Raw genomic sequence first — 15015 nt, 5'->3', positions numbered from 1 at the left:
GCGACAGCTCAATTTAATAAAATTATCACAAACTCACTCTTTGCGCTTGAGCGTCAAGAGCAGCAAGATGGTAGATAAAATGCCGGCAATAATCCAACTGATGAGAGTAACGTAAGAGATGCCCCACAGTTGAGGTATGTGCTGCCCGTAATCGACGCGCAAGCTGAGCCCAGAAAAGATAAGCAAGGCAGCAATGAGTATGGTAAGCGACAGGCGGCGAATGAGTGACTCTATCTCGCTGAGCAATTCTTCGTAGCCGGTTAGCTGCAGATTGAAGTGTAATTTCCCTTGTCGCAGCTTACCCAAGATAGTCCGTACATCATCGGGCATTTGGGCAATAAGGTAGCCGACTTGAAGGAAGGTGTTGGCAAACTCGGCTTTCACATTTTGCCAAGAGAACTGCTCAGCCAGCAGCTTGGTACTATAGGGTTTTACTGCTTCAAGGGTGTCAAAGGTGGGGTAAATCTGCAATCCAATGCCTTCGAGAATAGCCAATGCGCGAAGTATCAGAAAAATGTTGCCGGGTATTTGCAGTCCATGTTTGTAAGAGATGCGTTGAAGGCGTTCGGTAAAGACGCTTATGCCTGCCTCGCCTGTGTCTAAAATGATAAGGTCTTCGATGAGCTCTTCAAGGTCGTTTTCCAGTTCTTTGATATCTTCGATTTCGTGCTCTACTGCCAATTGTTGTAAGTTAAGCGCCATGCGGCGGGCATCGCGTTGTGCCATGCCTATAAACACGCCGGCAAAAGCAAAGCGTTGTGCCCGGCTTAGCTTACCTACCATGCCGTAGTCGAGCAGGGCGATGTCGCCATTGGGGCGCACCAATACGTTGCCGGGGTGAGGGTCGGCATGAAAAAAACCATATTCAAAAATTTGCATAAGATAAAGCTGCAGCCCTCGCTGAGCCAGTATTTCGGGCGACAGCCCCCAAGCTTTGAGCTGCTTGACGTCGGTGATTTTGCAGCCACTCACAAATTCCATCGTGAGCACGCGTTTGCTCGACAGCTCGCGATAAGGGCGGGGAATGTAAAGGTGAGGAACATGCTCATACAGTTTGCGGAATTGTTCTATATGCCGCAGTTCATACTGATAATCCAATTCGCGCAGTAGGCTCTTTTCAAAAGTTTCAACTATTTCGTTGGGGTTCAGTATGCCAATATTTTTGAAATAGTTTTCAGTGAGTTTTACCAGTTCTTTGATAAGCTGCAGGTCAGTGTATATTTTATTCTCTATATCGGGGCGTTGCACCTTTACCACCACGTCTTCGCCCGTATGCAGACGCGCCCGATGCACCTGCCCAATAGAAGCAGAGCCTAAGGGCACTTTGTCGAAGAAAGCGAAAATATCGGCTACTGGGCGCCCCAGCTCTTCTGCTACGATGCGCAGAGCTTCTTCATAAGCAAAAGGCGGTACGTTGCTTTGCAGCTTCTCCAGTTCTTTAATCAAAGGCTCGGGCAGCAGGTCGGGGCGGTTGCTTGCTACCTGTGCCAACTTCACGAAAGTAGGACCCAACTCCTCGATGACCATCCGTATGCGCTCCCAGGTGGTATAAGAAAAAACGGGGCGTTCGCCACGAAACCAATCCGACTGTTGGCGTGCGGGAATCAACTTGCGTAGTGGCGTGGTTGTAACAAACTCTTCGAAGCCATATTTAAGCAAGATATTGATAACTTGCCGTATCCTGTTGACGTTTCGGATGGTCTGAAAAACGCTTGCCATGATGTGCTTTCGAGTGTGGTGTTTAAAAATAAGCATTTTTTAAAAGCAAAGAAGACCGATTGAAACCATCCAACCGGTCTTGCTTTTTTTGAAAACTCAAAGCATTCCTTTTGCCTGCATCTTAGGCTTTAGCTTCTGCCGACTTTTGGGATTTCGAAGAGGTTTTCTCTGCTTCGGTTTTGTTGGCAGCCAAAGCAGCTTCCAGCTTCTCTACGCGCTTGAGCACTTCGTTCAGGTCGTCTTCGGTAACGAACTTGAGCTTTTTACTTACCTTCTCTACCAAGCTTTGCAACTGAGTTTCAAACTCTTCGCGCTTGGTTTCGGTGTTTTTCAAGAACTCGTCCACAATCTTTTTCCCTTCGTCGGAGGAGAGCTTGCTTTCTTCTACCAGCTTGTCAACGGTTTGCTTCAGGGTTTCGGCGGTGATAGAAACCAACCCAACGCTGGTGTAGATGAATTTTTTTACAACTTCTTGCATATCCATAATTATACTTTTTAAAGTGAAACTTGAACACAATGCAAATATAAAAACACTTTTAATTCCTTGCAAATGAAAATGTTATTTTTTTTATACCAACACCTTGATTAAGCCCCTTTTATTGTACTTTTTTTATATTATCTTGAACTTTAGAACTGATGAAGTGTGCTTATCGAGTACCTAATAGCAGTTTTATTTTTTGTTTGTATCAATAAAGGACTTATGAATTGTAGCTTAGAGGGTTTCAGGGGGGCTTGGTTTTTTAATGTTTAGCAAAAGGGATATCTATTTTTTAACACGGAGGTAATCTTCATAGAGTTGGATGTTGCGTTGGAATGTGTTAGCATCCTGTTGAGTCATGGTCTCTTTAAGAGATATGTTGGGCAGACCGACTTCTTCATTCCATAGCAGAAGCATTATTCCGAACTGCTTGCCCATGTTAGCAGCTCGTTTTAAGTTAGAAAAAGTCATATTGTGGTCAAAGAGGCAGAAATACTAAGCGAAGTACTCTTCGCTTAGTATCTTATTTGGATTTGATAACCAAGTATAGGTTTTATGATTTTTGCTCAAATATAAAACCTGTTGATTACACCAAATCCGAAAAAAGATGTATTACTCAAAAAGCAAAGCAATGCTCGAAATAAGCATTGCTTTACTTAGGGCGAAAAGGAAACTTACCAAAGTTGCTCTTTCCAAATATACTTTCCGCTCTTATCGATGTAGCCGTATTCGCTACCGATGAACACTAATGCAAGACCTTCTGAAAAATCAGAAGCCAAATCAAACTGCGGATGGATGACTATTTTTCCGCTCTTATCGATGTAGCCGTATTTACCACTCTTATAATCACCAATTCTCACTAATGCAAGACCTTCTGAAAAATCAGAAGCCCGATCAAACTGCGGATTGATGACTATTTTTCCGCTCTTATCGATGTAGCCCCATTCGCTACCGATGCGCACTCTTGCAAGACCTTTTGAAAAGGAATAAGCCTCATCAAACTGCGGATTGATGACTATTTTTCCGCTCTTATCGATGTAGCCGTATTTACCACCGATGCCCACTTTTGCAAGACCTTCTGAAAAATCAGAAGCATCATCAAACTGCGGATTGATGACTATTTTTCCGCTCTTATCGATGTAGCCGTATTTACCACTCTCAGAATCACCAATTCTCACTTTTGCAAGACCTTCTGAAAAATCAGAAGCATCATCAAACTGCGGATGGATGACTATTTTTCCGCTCTTATCGATGTAGCCCCATTCGCTACCGATGCGCACTCTTGCAAGACCTTCTGAAAAATCCCACGCCTCATCCTCATCAAACTGCGGATTGATGACTATTTTTCCGCTCTTATCGATGTAGCCCACTTTACCACTGATGAGCACTCTTGCAAGACCTTCTGAAAAATCAGCAACAACCCGATCAAACTGCGGATGGATGACTATTTTTCCGCTCTTATCGATATAACCCGCTTTGCCATTTTGGTAAATGGGGAATAAACCACTTGATTTCTTTTGGTCTGTCCGCTCCTTTGAAGTGCAGCTAAAAAGAAATACAGCGGCGGAAATCAATACCAAGGCTTTGGAAATGTTCAGTAAAAATACTCTGTAATGCATAGTGATAACTTTTTGGGTTTTTAGTTGGTATAGTATAAGCATTTTCTTTTGAATTACAAATTGGACTTGTTGAAAAATGAACCAATCGAGCTTAGTAAAAAGCTCGGAAGGTCTGAAATTAAGGGGCAGATGCCCAAATTTCTGTGATAGATGAAAGTAAATACCGTGAATGTTCAAAAGCTACACAACACGAGCGATTGTTGCGAGTAGCAAAGACAAGCAAAATCTGTCAGGTCTTGCTTGCAAATTTAATTACGTACGAATTGATTATCTATGCCATTGACTTCGATATAGTCTTCATAGATTTGGATAGATTGTTTTAGGATTTGAGCATCTTTTTCTTGGAGTGTTTTTTCGTAAAAGATGACATTAAATTCTGAGCCTGCATTTGGTTTAAACATTACAGTCATTTCAACATCAGGGTGTGCTATTTTTTTTAGTAAAGCGAGTGATGTATCATGGTCGAAGAGGCAGAAGTAGAATAGGAGTTTACCTTTTGGCATCAGTTTATCTGCGAGAGAAAATGCCCAAGCTATATGGTGTTTAGATAACGTTTTAGATCTCAAGAATTCATTTTTGAATGTAGCTAATTGTAATCCGTTTTTTGTAATGAACCATGCTTTAATGTTATCTAATGGTATTCTTGGGTCAAATGGGGTTATGATTGTAAAGTAAGGTTCATGAGTCATAGTACATATGACCATAGAGAGGTATAATGGTTCATAACCTTCTCTTTCGATTATTATTGGTGGGAAGGTTATATCTGTGTGGGTTTTAAATGATTCATATAATCCAAAATGAAGCACGTGGGATGTGTCAATGGTTTTGATAGATTCAGGGAGTTGGACTGGGAAGAAGAAATCTTGCGCTTTGGTTGTATAGAGAGGCAAGGTTAGGAGGGTTAGGATTAAGGTTAGCTTTTTCATGGCTTATAGGGTTTTTAGGTTGAGATTATGGTTTTTTGGTTGGGGATTAGCGACCGGTTACCATTTGACCTATTTCGATGAGGTCTGAGTGTTTTTGGAATAGTTCTTCAGCTTCATCTGGGAAGTGGATTACGTCGATGATTATAGAGAGGAGTGTTTCAGGTGGTATATATTTAAACCGTTTAGTTTCGATTGCGCCGGCGAGGAAGTAATAGAGTTTAGTACCTGGTGTAGCGTGTTCTCTTACTTTTTCGTAGGCTGCGAGGGTTGTACTACGGTCGTAGTAATCAGCTTCGTTATCGTAGAACAGGAGGACTGGTGGGTCACGGAATTCGACTTCGTGAGCCAGTTTAGGGTCGGTGTCAAGGAACAACGCAATGCGCAAGTTGTCCACGTCTTCATTTGCTTTAATTAAGTCAATAACTTTTTGACCTTCGGCAGTGCTCGGTTGGGGATGTTCTTTTTGAGTACTCATATATTTCTGTTTTGAGTTTTTATTGTGCTCTTTTTTTTTAGATCAGGTGAACTCGATTACAGGATGCTCAACCTCAAAATTTTGGCTATCCCATAAAGGACGTCTATGCAAGGGCAACGACTGCCCCCAGTCAAGGAGTTGTAGCAAGGAATAAGAGGTGCATTGAATGAAATAGACGCTTTCCTTAACCGTATTAGACTTGTTGAGAAATCAACCAAATTAATGTTAATAAAAAAATCGAAAAGTCTAAAATTAAGGGGGAATACTCGGATTTTTTTAATAGATGAAAGTAAATACCGTGAATGTTCAAAAGCTACACAACACGAGCGATTGTTGCGAGTAGCAATGGGAATGAATGAGAAGGAATTTTTTGCATTGCTTCTGAAATTTGAACCACGGGCTAAAAAATCAAAACACGTAGAGAAAAAGAAAACGCAAACCGCGGGAACAGGTAGAAAGTATGCATTACAAGGGGGCGCAAAAATTATATACGTATGACGTTGCTGCGCCCCCCTTTTTTATCACCTCTAAAACTTCCTTTGTTGCAAATCCTTTGCTTCATGGCATTTTGTACAATGCAAGCAATCCATCATCGAAATGTAATCAGTTTCTTAGAGTTCATTTGTTGGCTCACTTTTGAAGCACGGTTTGTTTTATGGCTTCTGGGGCATAAGATTGTGCCAGCCCTCCCAAGTAATTACAGTTTTTGAGCGATTCCATGCCTTGGAATGCCACCCTTTGTTTTTTGTATCCAAAAGCATCTTCGAGGGTTTGACGGGTTTTTATATCGCCCATGCCTACTTCTATGTCTTCCATAGTCATTTGGCAGGGGTGTTCATATCCGCAAGCATGTGTGAGTTCCAAAAGCTCTTTGCGGAATACATTCATGTAGTTGGCTAAGCGGTGAGATTTGTCGGTAGGGTCAAGCCCCGACATCAGCCATTTGTTTTGTGTGGCTATCCCTACTGGGCAATGGTTGGTGTGGCATTTCTGTGCTTGAATGCAACCGATAGCCATCATAGCTTCACGAGCTACGTTGATAATATCTACGCCCATGGCAAAAGCCATCATGGCACGTGCCGGTAGCCCCAACTTACCAGAACCTACGAATACGATGCGCTCGGTGAGTCCCCGTTCAAGGAAAATCTGGTAAACAGAGGTAAAGGCAAAGATAAAAGGAAGCGACACATGGTCTGCAAAATGAGGGGGTGCGGCACCTGTGCCCCCTTCGCCGCCATCGATGGTGATGAAGTCGGGACCGGTACCGCGCTGCATCATGCAATCGGCAAGCTCCTCCCAGTATTCCAATTTGCCTACGGCGGCTTTGATGCCCACAGGCAAGCCTGTGTTTTCGGCTATGGCTTCGACAAAGTCCAAAAGCTCAGGTACATTGCGGAAGGCGGTATGTGCTGCGGGCGAAAGAGCTGCTGTATAAGGCTCTAAGCCACGAATGCGCGCTATTTCGGGGTTTACCTTTTTAGCTGGCAAAATGCCGCCTTTGCCGGGTTTTGCACCTTGCGACAGCTTGATTTCTATGGCACGGATGAAAGGGTGCGCCTGCACCAAGTCAACCAGTTTGCTCATAGAGAAGCGCCCGTGCGCATCTCTCACGCCAAAATAACCAGTGCCAAATTGAAATACCACATCGGCGCCATGGCAGTGGTAGTCTGCCAAACCTCCTTCGCCAGTATTGTGCCAACAACCACACATTTTGGCACCTCGATTCAAAGCAATCACTGCATTTTTTGAAAGAGAGCCATAGCTCATAGCCGAAATATTGATGATAGAATAGGGGCGCCAAGGGCGTTTGCGTCCGTTGGCAAGCCCCATCACTTTGGCAGAGGGCAGAAAGTAAGGGTCGGTGGTGTTGGGGTGCCCTTCTGGTGGCACATATGGAAACAACGAAGGGTTGATAAACACATGCCCTTGGGCATACACGTCGGAGTCGGTGCCAAAGCCTTGATAATTGTTTTGCTTTTTGGCAGAGGCGTAAATCCAAGAGCGTTCGACGCGGTTGAAAGGGCGCTCTTCGCGGTTGTGAGCCACGATGTATTGCCGTAACTCTGGACCAATCGACTCCAGCAGGTAACGGAATCTGCCTATTATCGGAAAGTTGTGCTTAATAGTGTGCTTCTTGTTGAAGAAGATGTCTTTGATAGCTATGTAAATCAAGGCAAGAGGTACCAAAATCCACAAATAGTGCAAGCTGATTTCTTCCCATTGAATAATGCTTTCGATGAAGGTTTGAATTTTTTTCCACATAGTATTTGCATTTAGAGCTACAGCGAAATAGTGAAGAATTTACTAAATTTTAAGAAACGACTGCTTTTATCTACCTAAAAAACAACGAAAAAAATGCAGTGGAAAGAAGATAAGAACACTTTAGTTGCTCAAGTAGAGTTTGCCGATTTCAAACAGGCATTTGCCTTTATGGTACAGGTAGCGCTTCTTGCCGAGCAGCTCAATCATCATCCTGACTGGCGGAATGTGTACAATCGCGTGGAGATAAAACTGAGCACACACGATGCTGGCGGAGTGGTTACCGAAAAAGACCGACAGATGGCAGAAGCCATCAGCCGGTTGTATGCTCAATGGGATAAGAAATAAATGCTGGCTTGTTGTTTTTTAAGACGTGCGGCGAGCTCAAGGGCTTGTTCATAACTTTGCCCATAGAATTCAGCACTTTCCAAATGCAGGAGAGGAAAGCCCAAGAAAGGATGAGGGAGTGTCCAAGTAGCTTGTTTTCGCAAAGCATGCAGCGCTTCTTCACCATAAAACAAAAGTGCAGCATCACTTACCAAAAGCGGGCGACTGTTCAGCTCTTGTTTGAAATGAATTTGAAAAGAGACCTCCATTGGAAGGTACAAAGCAGGTGCTAAGCAGAGCACACTGTGGATGGTCTGCTTTTCGTGGATGTAAGGGCTTAGCCGTCGTGCTGCTTCTTTGTAGGGGGGCAGGTAGGTAGCATAGGGCAACAAACGATAGGCAGAAACTCCCAACGCAATGCCTACGCCCAAGCCTGTCAATATTTTGCGATACGAGGCAGACAAGGGTAGCAGCTGCTCTAAGCCTTGTACAAAAAAGGTATAGCCAACCACGAGGCTTAACAGAATGCCCCGGGGCGCTTTGGGCAGAAAACTCATCAACAGCAGTAGCCACAGGGCAATGAAGCAGAGCGGCTGCATAGACTTTTGAGGCAGGTATTTTTTTCTGCCCAACCAAAACAACAGCGTTGCCAATATGCCTATGAGGGCTACGGGTTCGTAGTACAGCAAATATTTGAAGTGGAAGAGCACGTCGAAGGTACTTTGTCGGAGGTATTCTTTTCGGAAAAAGAGGTAAATCCAAGCCGCGGGGTAGCGCCACCATGGCACGCCAAGCCGCGTACCTACGGCAACGAGCAGAACCGGCACCCACAAAACATGTCCACCTCTTTTGATGTAGCGCAGCAGCAACTGGCGGTTGGGGCGTGTTATGAACTGCCGAGCGTCATAGAGCCACAAACCACTTAGCCAGAAAATGGATTTGTATTCCAAGGCAAGCCATACTCCCCACCAAAAAGCCTCTATGCGGGTAGGTATGCCTGCTTGCGGGCGGCGACGATAGAACTGCCACCACACAGTAAAGCCTAAAAAATAGAAGGGGGTGGTTTGTAAGCCACCGTTGTGATAAAACAACAAGGGCGTGAGCTGCAACAATAAAAACAAAGCGATGCGCTGCCATAGATGATGAACTGTTTGACTGCACCAATAAACGCAAACAAGGGCATATACCACCGCTCCAAGTGCTATCCACACTTCTATGCGTGGAAACAATAACCAGACAGCAGCCAGCGTAAGTTGATACAAAGGTGCCAGATGATGAAACAGCTCATTGAAATGACCGGCAGCCAGTTGCCGGGCATTCCATGCATAGCGGTGTGTGTCATAGTCGGGCAAATGAAAGCCCGGGGCAGCATATACGTGCAGCCATGCCATGGCGGTGAGCAAAGCAAGGATGCCGCCTGCTTTCAATATAAGCTTACGATTGTTCATAGCGTTGTATCAGGGCTTGTAGAGCTTGCAAACGCGCTTGGTTGTTTTGCTTCTGGGTCAATACAAGCGGAGGAGCAACCCGTTCTTTGCAATCAAAAGCACTGCAGCGCTCACAGGTTTCGCCTACGGCTCGCCTCTGCAGTTGAGCATTTTCGAGGAAGTGGATTTTCTGGCGCGCTTGGTCGTTCACCAAAATACCTATGGACACGCTGCTCAAGGTGGCAGGCGTGGGGTACAAGGAGCGTGCCATGGTGAGCACCCAGTAGCGGTTGGGGCTGTCTATGTATTCCGATATTTGCGCATCACAAAGGTAGCCCTCGTGTGGTTGGTTTTGCATGGAGCGCAATACCTGCAAAGACACCCAGCGCCTGCAATAGTGTTCGTGCAAGGCAGTAGCGTGGGGGTTGTGCAGCTGCCCTAAGTGCATCTCTTTGGTAAGCAGCACCTTCTGAGAGGCGGTATCCATGCTAAAGCGCAAGAAAAACAGCTCCTGCAAACCTAAGAAATGGGGCAAAAGGTTGGTGAAGCGATGCAATAGTGTTTCAGGCGTAACTACATAGCGCCCAAGTAACTCTAACCAAGCATCGGGCTGCCATGCAGGCAGAGCAAATAAGTGTTCTATTTGTGGCAATAAGTCAGAGGCGGGGAGCAGTAGGGCACCTGCAAAATAGGAAGCTTTGAAGTTGTTTAGAACCTCTTCAAAAGCACTTACCGTAACCCATGAAAAAGTATAGGGGCGCGGCGACAGTGCTAGGTAGGCAAAACCCAGCTCTCGCGCCAGTACGAAACGCCTCTGCGCTTCCGACAGGCGAGAGTTGATTATCAATAAGCGCTTTTTGGGAATGAAAACCGAACGAAGTGCATGCAAGCTTTTGTCTTGGAAGTCTTCGTAAATTACCCGAATGCCGCTTTGCTCCGATAGCACCTTGGCAAGTGTATGGCTGTTTGTGGTAGCATTTTGCAAATAACGTTTGCGGAAATCGGCAGCCGCTTCCTCCAAGTCTTCGAAGTAATTGTCATGCATTTCTTGATAGGAACGCAACACCGAAAAGAAGAATTGCTCCACTTGCATGTCATAATTGCGGCTGATTTCGACCACTGTACTCACAAAAGCACTCAATTTGGCAGGGGCATCTGCCAGTAGCTCTATGAGTTTGGCTTTGTCTATACCCAGTACATCCAAAGGAAGCTCTTGAAGTAGATTAGACTGCAGCAACTCTGCAAGAGGTGCCAGCTTAGGATGCAATTGCAATGATACCAACCAGTCGTAGCTTACTTCTAAGGCATCTGCCAAGGCTGCAATTTTATCGGCTTTGGGGTATTTCTTGCCCTTTTCTATTTCGTTCAAATAAGACACCGAAATGCCCGTCTGCTGCGAAAGAGTTTGTAACGACAAACCTTTTTCTTGGCGCAGTTGTCGCAGCTTAAGTCCAAAGGTTAGGCGAATATTTTGCTCATGAAGTGCCATAGGTGCTTTTTATTCGGCTATTGTTTGTGTTTGCATTATTTATATGCGGGTAAGCAGTCTGGTATTTGCTTTTTGCATAGTTTCGATTGCACAAAATAAAGAACTTTTTGCGAAAAAATAAATTTAGCGAAAATTCGCTTGATTTTTATTTTTCGCTTTTTTACATTTGAAACATACAACACAAACCATTATCAAAAACCACCGAGTCATGTCCACATCTGTTACTACCGAAGGCGTTCAAGTGATTGCTCCCTTGCACGAGCGCTACCAAGAAATATTAAGCCCCGAAGCCCTGCGCTTTGTGGCACACCTGCACCGCACTTTCAATGAAAAACGCAAAGCCCTCTTGGCAGAGCGTGAAGTGCGTTTTCAGGCTATCAGTCAAGGGCAACCCCTCACTTTTCCAAAAGAAACCGAAGGCATCAGGGGGGGAGACTGGCAGGTAGCGCCCATTCCGCAAGACCTGCAGGACCGGCGGGTAGAAATCACCGGTCCGGTTGACCGCAAGATGATTATCAATGCGCTCAACTCGGGTGCCAAAGTATTCATGGCTGACTTTGAAGATGCCAACTCGCCCACATGGACCAACTGCATCGAGGGGCAAATCAACTTGTATGATGCCATTCGCCGTCAGATAGATTTTACTGCGCCCAATGGCAAGCACTACAGCCTCAAAGACGAAGTGGCTGTATTGAAGGTGCGCCCTCGCGGGTGGCATCTGCCCGAAAAACATGTACTTATCGACGGCGAGCCTGTCTCGGCTTCTTTATTCGATTTTGGTTTGTACTTCTTCCACAATGCCCAAGAGCTGTTGGCACGAGGCTCCGGACCTTATTTCTATTTGCCCAAATTGGAAAGCTATCAAGAGGCTGCTTTGTGGAATGAGGTGTTTGTGGAAGCTCAAAAATACCTTGACATCCCGTTGGGCACTATCAAAGCCACTGTATTGATAGAAACCATCACGGCGGCTTTTGAAATGGAAGAAATCATTTACGCCCTGCGCGACCATATGGCAGGCTTGAATGCAGGCAGATGGGATTACATATTCAGCGTCATCAAGAAGTTCAGAAAGCGCCCGGAAGTGCTTTTCCCTGACCGCGCTCAGGTAACTATGACGGTGCCTTTCATGCGTGCTTATGCCATGCGGCTGGTACAGGCATGCCATTTACACGGAGCGCATGCCATCGGGGGCATGTCGGCTTTTATTCCCAGCCGCCAAGATGAAGAGGTAAATCGCCGGGCTTTCGATAAAGTGTATCAAGACAAAGCCCTGGAGGCGCATACCGGTTATGATGGCACTTGGGTGGCGCATCCCGACTTAGTGCCCGTGGCGTTGCGTGCCTTTGACGAGGTGCTCGCCGGCAGAGTGCACCAAAAAGAAGAAAAACGCTCTGCAGCTTATATGATTAGCGAAAAAGAATTGACCAATTTCCATGTGGAAGGAGGAAAGATTACTGAGCAGGGGGTACGCACCAACATCAACGTAGGCATTCTTTATATCGAATCGTGGCTACAAGGCGTGGGGGCTGCCGCCCTGTATAATCTAATGGAAGATGCGGCTACTGCCGAGATATCGCGTGCCCAACTGTGGCAGTGGCTGCACAATCCCCATGCTTTGTGGGACGACGGACGCCACCTTACCCCAGAACTGTATAAGCGCCTGAAATCCGAAGAGGTAGAAAAGATAAAAAAACTGTTGGGGGCTGACCGCGTGGCAACAGGCAAATTGCAACAAGCAATAGCGCTTTTCGACCGGCTGGTATTGGATGAGAACTTCGTTGACTTTTTGACTTTGCCAGCTTACGAACTTTTGGATTAAAGCTTTCGACTCCGAACCCCCTTGAATAAAAAAACCAAAAAAGAACCCCTATGAACAAGCAAGAAAAAATCGCTCAATTGGTGAATGACTGGAACACCAATCCCCGTTGGAAGGGCATTGAACGTCCTTATACTGCCGAACAGGTAGTGGCTTTGAGTGGTAGCCTGCAGATAGAATACACTTTGGCAAAGCGCGGTGCCGAAAAGTTGTGGAAGCTGCTGCATACAGAGCCTTTCGTTGCAGGCTTGGGTGCACTTACCGGCAATCAGGCGATACAACAGGCGCAAGCAGGCTTGAATGCTATTTATGTGAGTGGCTGGCAGGTGGCTGCCGATGCCAATCTTGCTGGGGAAATGTACCCAGACCAAAGCCTTTATCCTGCCAACAGCGTGCCTGTGTTGGTGAAGCGCATCAACAATGCTTTTATGCGGGCAGACCAGCTGCAAACCCTCTTGCAAGAAGGCAATATCGATTACTTTTTGCCCATCGTGGCAGATGCCGAAGCCGGATTTGGGGGCAACTTGAATGCCTTTGAGCTGATGAAGATGATGATTGAGGCAGGGGCTGCCGGTGTGCACTTCGAAGACCAGTTGTCTTCGGCAAAAAAATGTGGTCATTTAGGTGGCAAGGTGCTGGTGCCTACGCAAGAGGCTATACAGAAACTGGTGGCGGCTCGTTTGGCTTCCGACATCTGTGCTGTGCCCACCGTGTTGATTGCACGTACCGATGCCGATGCAGCCAACCTGATTACCAGCGATATAGACCCTCGCGACCATCCTTTCATCACCGGCAAGCGCACCGCCGAAGGTTTCTACTATGTGAAGAATGGCATTGAGCAAGCCATTGCCCGTGGTTTGTCTTATGCACCTTACGCCGACTTGCTGTGGATGGAAACCTCACATCCCGATTTGGGAGAAGCACGGGAGTTTGCAGAGGCGATTCACGAGAAGTATCCCGGCAAGCTGTTGGCATACAACTGCTCGCCCTCTTTCAATTGGGCAGCCAAGTTGTCGGAATCCGAGATGGCTACTTTCCGCGAGAAGCTGGCTGAAATGGGCTATAAGTTCCAGTTCATTACTTTGGCAGGCTTCCATTCGATGAATACAGCCATGTTTGAGCTGGCTATGGCTTACAAGCAGCACGGTATGTTGGGCTACTCTCAATTGCAGCAACGCGAGTTTGCACTGCAAGAAAAAGGCTTCAAAGCCGTGAAGCATCAGCGCTTTGTGGGCGTGCCCTATTTCGATGCCATCCAAGAGACCGTAACCGGCGGCTTGGCTTCTACGCTCGCCTTCAAAGGTTCTACCGAAGAAGAGCAATTCTAAACGTGATTTAAACGCTTTCAATTCCACACAACAAAAGATAGGTTCTAAAAAGGCAGCCTTTTTTGAAGGCTGTCTTTTTGTTTGCAAGGAGGGAGGGGAATGAAAACAAAAGGGGGTGAATAGAAACGCTTACTTTTGTGTTTGTATTGAGCCGGCACTAAAAATCCAAACCATGACACCGAAAGCAATGCGTGAGCGACATACAGCCCTTGTCAAAAAGATAGCCGCTGAGTTGGGATTTGATTTTTGTGGTATTTCCGAAGCTACTTTTTTGGAAGAAGAAGCGCCGCGTCTGGAAGCATGGCTCAAGCAGGCTTATCATGGCAAGATGCACTACATGGAAAACCACTTCGACAAGCGCTTAGACCCTCGCAAGTTGGTAGAGGGGGCACGCTCGGTGGTTTCGTTGCTTTACAATTACTATCCCCCCGAAACATTGCCTCAAGAAGGCAACTTGAAGCTATCGAAGTATGCCTATGGCAAAGATTACCATAAAGTCATCAAAAAGAAGCTGAAGTATTTCATGCAACGCTTGCAGAGCGAAGTGGGCGAGGTGCATGGGCGTGCTTTTGTGGATTCGGCACCTGTGATGGATAAAGTATGGGCAAAGCGCAGTGGTTTAGGATGGATAGGCAAGCATTCCAATCTCATCAACCGCAAAATGGGGAGTTTCTTTTTTATTGCTGAGTTGATTATTGACCTCGATTTGGAGCCCGATGGTCCCATAAAAGACTATTGCGGCACTTGTACGCGTTGTATCGATGCCTGCCCTACCGGTGCCATTGTGGCACCTTATGTGGTAGATGGCAGCCGCTGCATCTCTTATTTGACTATTGAGTTGAAGGACAATTTGCCCGCTGAATTTAAGGACAAAATGCAAGATTGGATTTTTGGTTGCGACATATGCCAAGACGTTTGTCCATGGAACCGTTTTGCCCGTCCGCATGGCGAAGCAGATTTTATGCCTTCAGAAGCGCTCAAAAACATGCGTCGCAACGATTGGATTGAGCTGACCGAAGAAGTTTTTGAAAATCTGTTTCGGGGGAGTGCAGTCAAGCGCACCGGCTATGAAGGCTTGAAACGGAATATTCGTTTTGTAACAGATGAGAAAAAAGAACCCCTTGCCGCAAGCAAGGGGCGATAGGTGTGTTA

13 protein-coding genes are annotated in these 15015 nt (G+C 46.0%); 5 read left to right on the top strand and 8 right to left on the bottom strand.

Annotation, left to right across the window (positions count from 1 at the left end; genetic code table 11):
* Positions 1-33: 33 nt before the first annotated feature.
* The 5 genes from FHS56_RS08280 to FHS56_RS08260 form a co-directional block, all read right to left on the bottom strand.
* Positions 34-1719 (bottom strand): ABC1 kinase family protein, encoded by a 1686-nt coding sequence (locus tag FHS56_RS08280; protein ID WP_166919594.1) that lies wholly within the window; start codon positions 1717-1719, stop codon positions 34-36.
* A gap of 121 nt (positions 1720-1840) precedes the next feature.
* Positions 1841-2203 carry a phasin family protein gene (locus tag FHS56_RS08275; RefSeq protein WP_166919592.1) on the bottom strand — a complete coding sequence of 121 codons (363 nt, stop codon included), beginning with the start codon at positions 2201-2203 and terminating at the stop codon, positions 1841-1843.
* A gap of 668 nt (positions 2204-2871) precedes the next feature.
* Complete coding sequence (locus FHS56_RS08270) at positions 2872-3816, bottom strand: WG repeat-containing protein (protein WP_166919590.1); 945 nt, start codon at positions 3814-3816, stop codon at positions 2872-2874.
* 248 nt (positions 3817-4064) lie between these two features.
* Entirely contained in the window at positions 4065-4742 is a 678-nt protein-coding gene (locus FHS56_RS08265) for a hypothetical protein (protein WP_166919588.1), read from the bottom strand.
* A 46-nt stretch (positions 4743-4788) separates the two neighbouring features.
* Positions 4789-5217: a hypothetical protein gene (locus tag FHS56_RS08260; RefSeq protein ID WP_166919586.1), complete on the bottom strand. Its 429-nt coding sequence runs from the start codon at positions 5215-5217 to the stop codon at positions 4789-4791.
* A gap of 162 nt (positions 5218-5379) precedes the next feature.
* Here FHS56_RS08260 and FHS56_RS08255 point away from each other — a divergent pair, with 162 nt between their 5' ends.
* Positions 5380-5715: a hypothetical protein gene (locus FHS56_RS08255; RefSeq protein ID WP_166919584.1), complete on the top strand. Its 336-nt coding sequence runs from the start codon at positions 5380-5382 to the stop codon at positions 5713-5715.
* A gap of 132 nt (positions 5716-5847) precedes the next feature.
* Here FHS56_RS08255 and FHS56_RS08250 read toward each other — a convergent pair whose 3' ends face one another.
* On the bottom strand, positions 5848-7479 hold the full coding sequence (locus FHS56_RS08250) for an FMN-binding glutamate synthase family protein (RefSeq protein WP_166919582.1): 1632 nt from the start codon (positions 7477-7479) through the stop codon (positions 5848-5850).
* 93 nt (positions 7480-7572) lie between these two features.
* Here FHS56_RS08250 and FHS56_RS08245 point away from each other — a divergent pair, with 93 nt between their 5' ends.
* Positions 7573-7824, top strand: a complete 252-nt coding sequence (locus FHS56_RS08245) for a 4a-hydroxytetrahydrobiopterin dehydratase (protein ID WP_166919580.1) — start codon at positions 7573-7575, stop codon at positions 7822-7824.
* Here FHS56_RS08245 and FHS56_RS08240 read toward each other — a convergent pair.
* Both FHS56_RS08240 and FHS56_RS08235 read right to left on the bottom strand, forming a co-directional pair.
* Positions 7806-9251, bottom strand: coding sequence for a hypothetical protein (locus FHS56_RS08240; RefSeq protein WP_166919578.1), 1446 nt, complete (start codon positions 9249-9251; stop codon positions 7806-7808). The genes FHS56_RS08245 and FHS56_RS08240 overlap by 19 nt on opposite strands.
* The gene (locus FHS56_RS08235) at positions 9238-10719 is read right to left on the bottom strand and encodes a helix-turn-helix domain-containing protein (RefSeq protein ID WP_166919576.1); all 1482 of its coding nucleotides are present in this window, start codon (positions 10717-10719) and stop codon (positions 9238-9240) included. The genes FHS56_RS08240 and FHS56_RS08235 overlap by 14 nt, the downstream gene beginning before the upstream one ends.
* 208 nt (positions 10720-10927) lie before the next feature.
* Here FHS56_RS08235 and aceB point away from each other — a divergent pair, with 208 nt between their 5' ends.
* From aceB to queG, 3 genes are all read left to right on the top strand, one after another.
* Positions 10928-12538 (top strand): malate synthase A, encoded by a 1611-nt coding sequence (aceB, locus tag FHS56_RS08230; protein WP_166919574.1) that lies wholly within the window; start codon positions 10928-10930, stop codon positions 12536-12538.
* A 50-nt stretch (positions 12539-12588) separates the two neighbouring features.
* A complete protein-coding gene (gene aceA / locus FHS56_RS08225) occupies positions 12589-13863 on the top strand; it encodes an isocitrate lyase (protein WP_166919572.1) in 1275 nt (424 codons plus the stop codon).
* Positions 13864-14035: 172 nt separating this feature from the next.
* Positions 14036-15007: a tRNA epoxyqueuosine(34) reductase QueG gene (gene queG / locus FHS56_RS08220; protein ID WP_243844188.1), complete on the top strand. Its 972-nt coding sequence runs from the start codon at positions 14036-14038 to the stop codon at positions 15005-15007.
* Positions 15008-15015: the final 8 nt, after the last annotated feature.

This window comes from Thermonema lapsum, assembly GCF_011761635.1.
Lineage (GTDB): Bacteria > Bacteroidota > Bacteroidia > Cytophagales > Thermonemataceae > Thermonema > Thermonema lapsum.
The sequence above is the reverse complement of the archived record's forward strand: the minus strand, read 5'-3'. Positions and strand labels throughout refer to the sequence as shown.

What these genes read in the sequence shown, in the direction of transcription:
- aceA (WP_166919572.1), top strand. Translation starts at nt 12,589, where the DNA reads ATGAACAAGCAAGAAAAAATCGCTCAATTGGTGAATGACTGGAACACC.
- FHS56_RS08250 (WP_166919582.1), bottom strand. Translation starts at nt 7,479, where the DNA reads ATGTGGAAAAAAATTCAAACCTTCATCGAAAGCATTATTCAATGGGAA.
- FHS56_RS08245 (WP_166919580.1), top strand. Translation starts at nt 7,573, where the DNA reads ATGCAGTGGAAAGAAGATAAGAACACTTTAGTTGCTCAAGTAGAGTTT.
- FHS56_RS08235 (WP_166919576.1), bottom strand. Translation starts at nt 10,719, where the DNA reads ATGGCACTTCATGAGCAAAATATTCGCCTAACCTTTGGACTTAAGCTG.
- FHS56_RS08240 (WP_166919578.1), bottom strand. Translation starts at nt 9,251, where the DNA reads ATGAACAATCGTAAGCTTATATTGAAAGCAGGCGGCATCCTTGCTTTG.
- queG (WP_243844188.1), top strand. Translation starts at nt 14,036, where the DNA reads ATGACACCGAAAGCAATGCGTGAGCGACATACAGCCCTTGTCAAAAAG.
- FHS56_RS08270 (WP_166919590.1), bottom strand. Translation starts at nt 3,816, where the DNA reads ATGCATTACAGAGTATTTTTACTGAACATTTCCAAAGCCTTGGTATTG.
- FHS56_RS08280 (WP_166919594.1), bottom strand. Translation starts at nt 1,719, where the DNA reads ATGGCAAGCGTTTTTCAGACCATCCGAAACGTCAACAGGATACGGCAA.
- FHS56_RS08260 (WP_166919586.1), bottom strand. Translation starts at nt 5,217, where the DNA reads ATGAGTACTCAAAAAGAACATCCCCAACCGAGCACTGCCGAAGGTCAA.
- FHS56_RS08265 (WP_166919588.1), bottom strand. Translation starts at nt 4,742, where the DNA reads ATGAAAAAGCTAACCTTAATCCTAACCCTCCTAACCTTGCCTCTCTAT.
- FHS56_RS08275 (WP_166919592.1), bottom strand. Translation starts at nt 2,203, where the DNA reads ATGGATATGCAAGAAGTTGTAAAAAAATTCATCTACACCAGCGTTGGG.
- aceB (WP_166919574.1), top strand. Translation starts at nt 10,928, where the DNA reads ATGTCCACATCTGTTACTACCGAAGGCGTTCAAGTGATTGCTCCCTTG.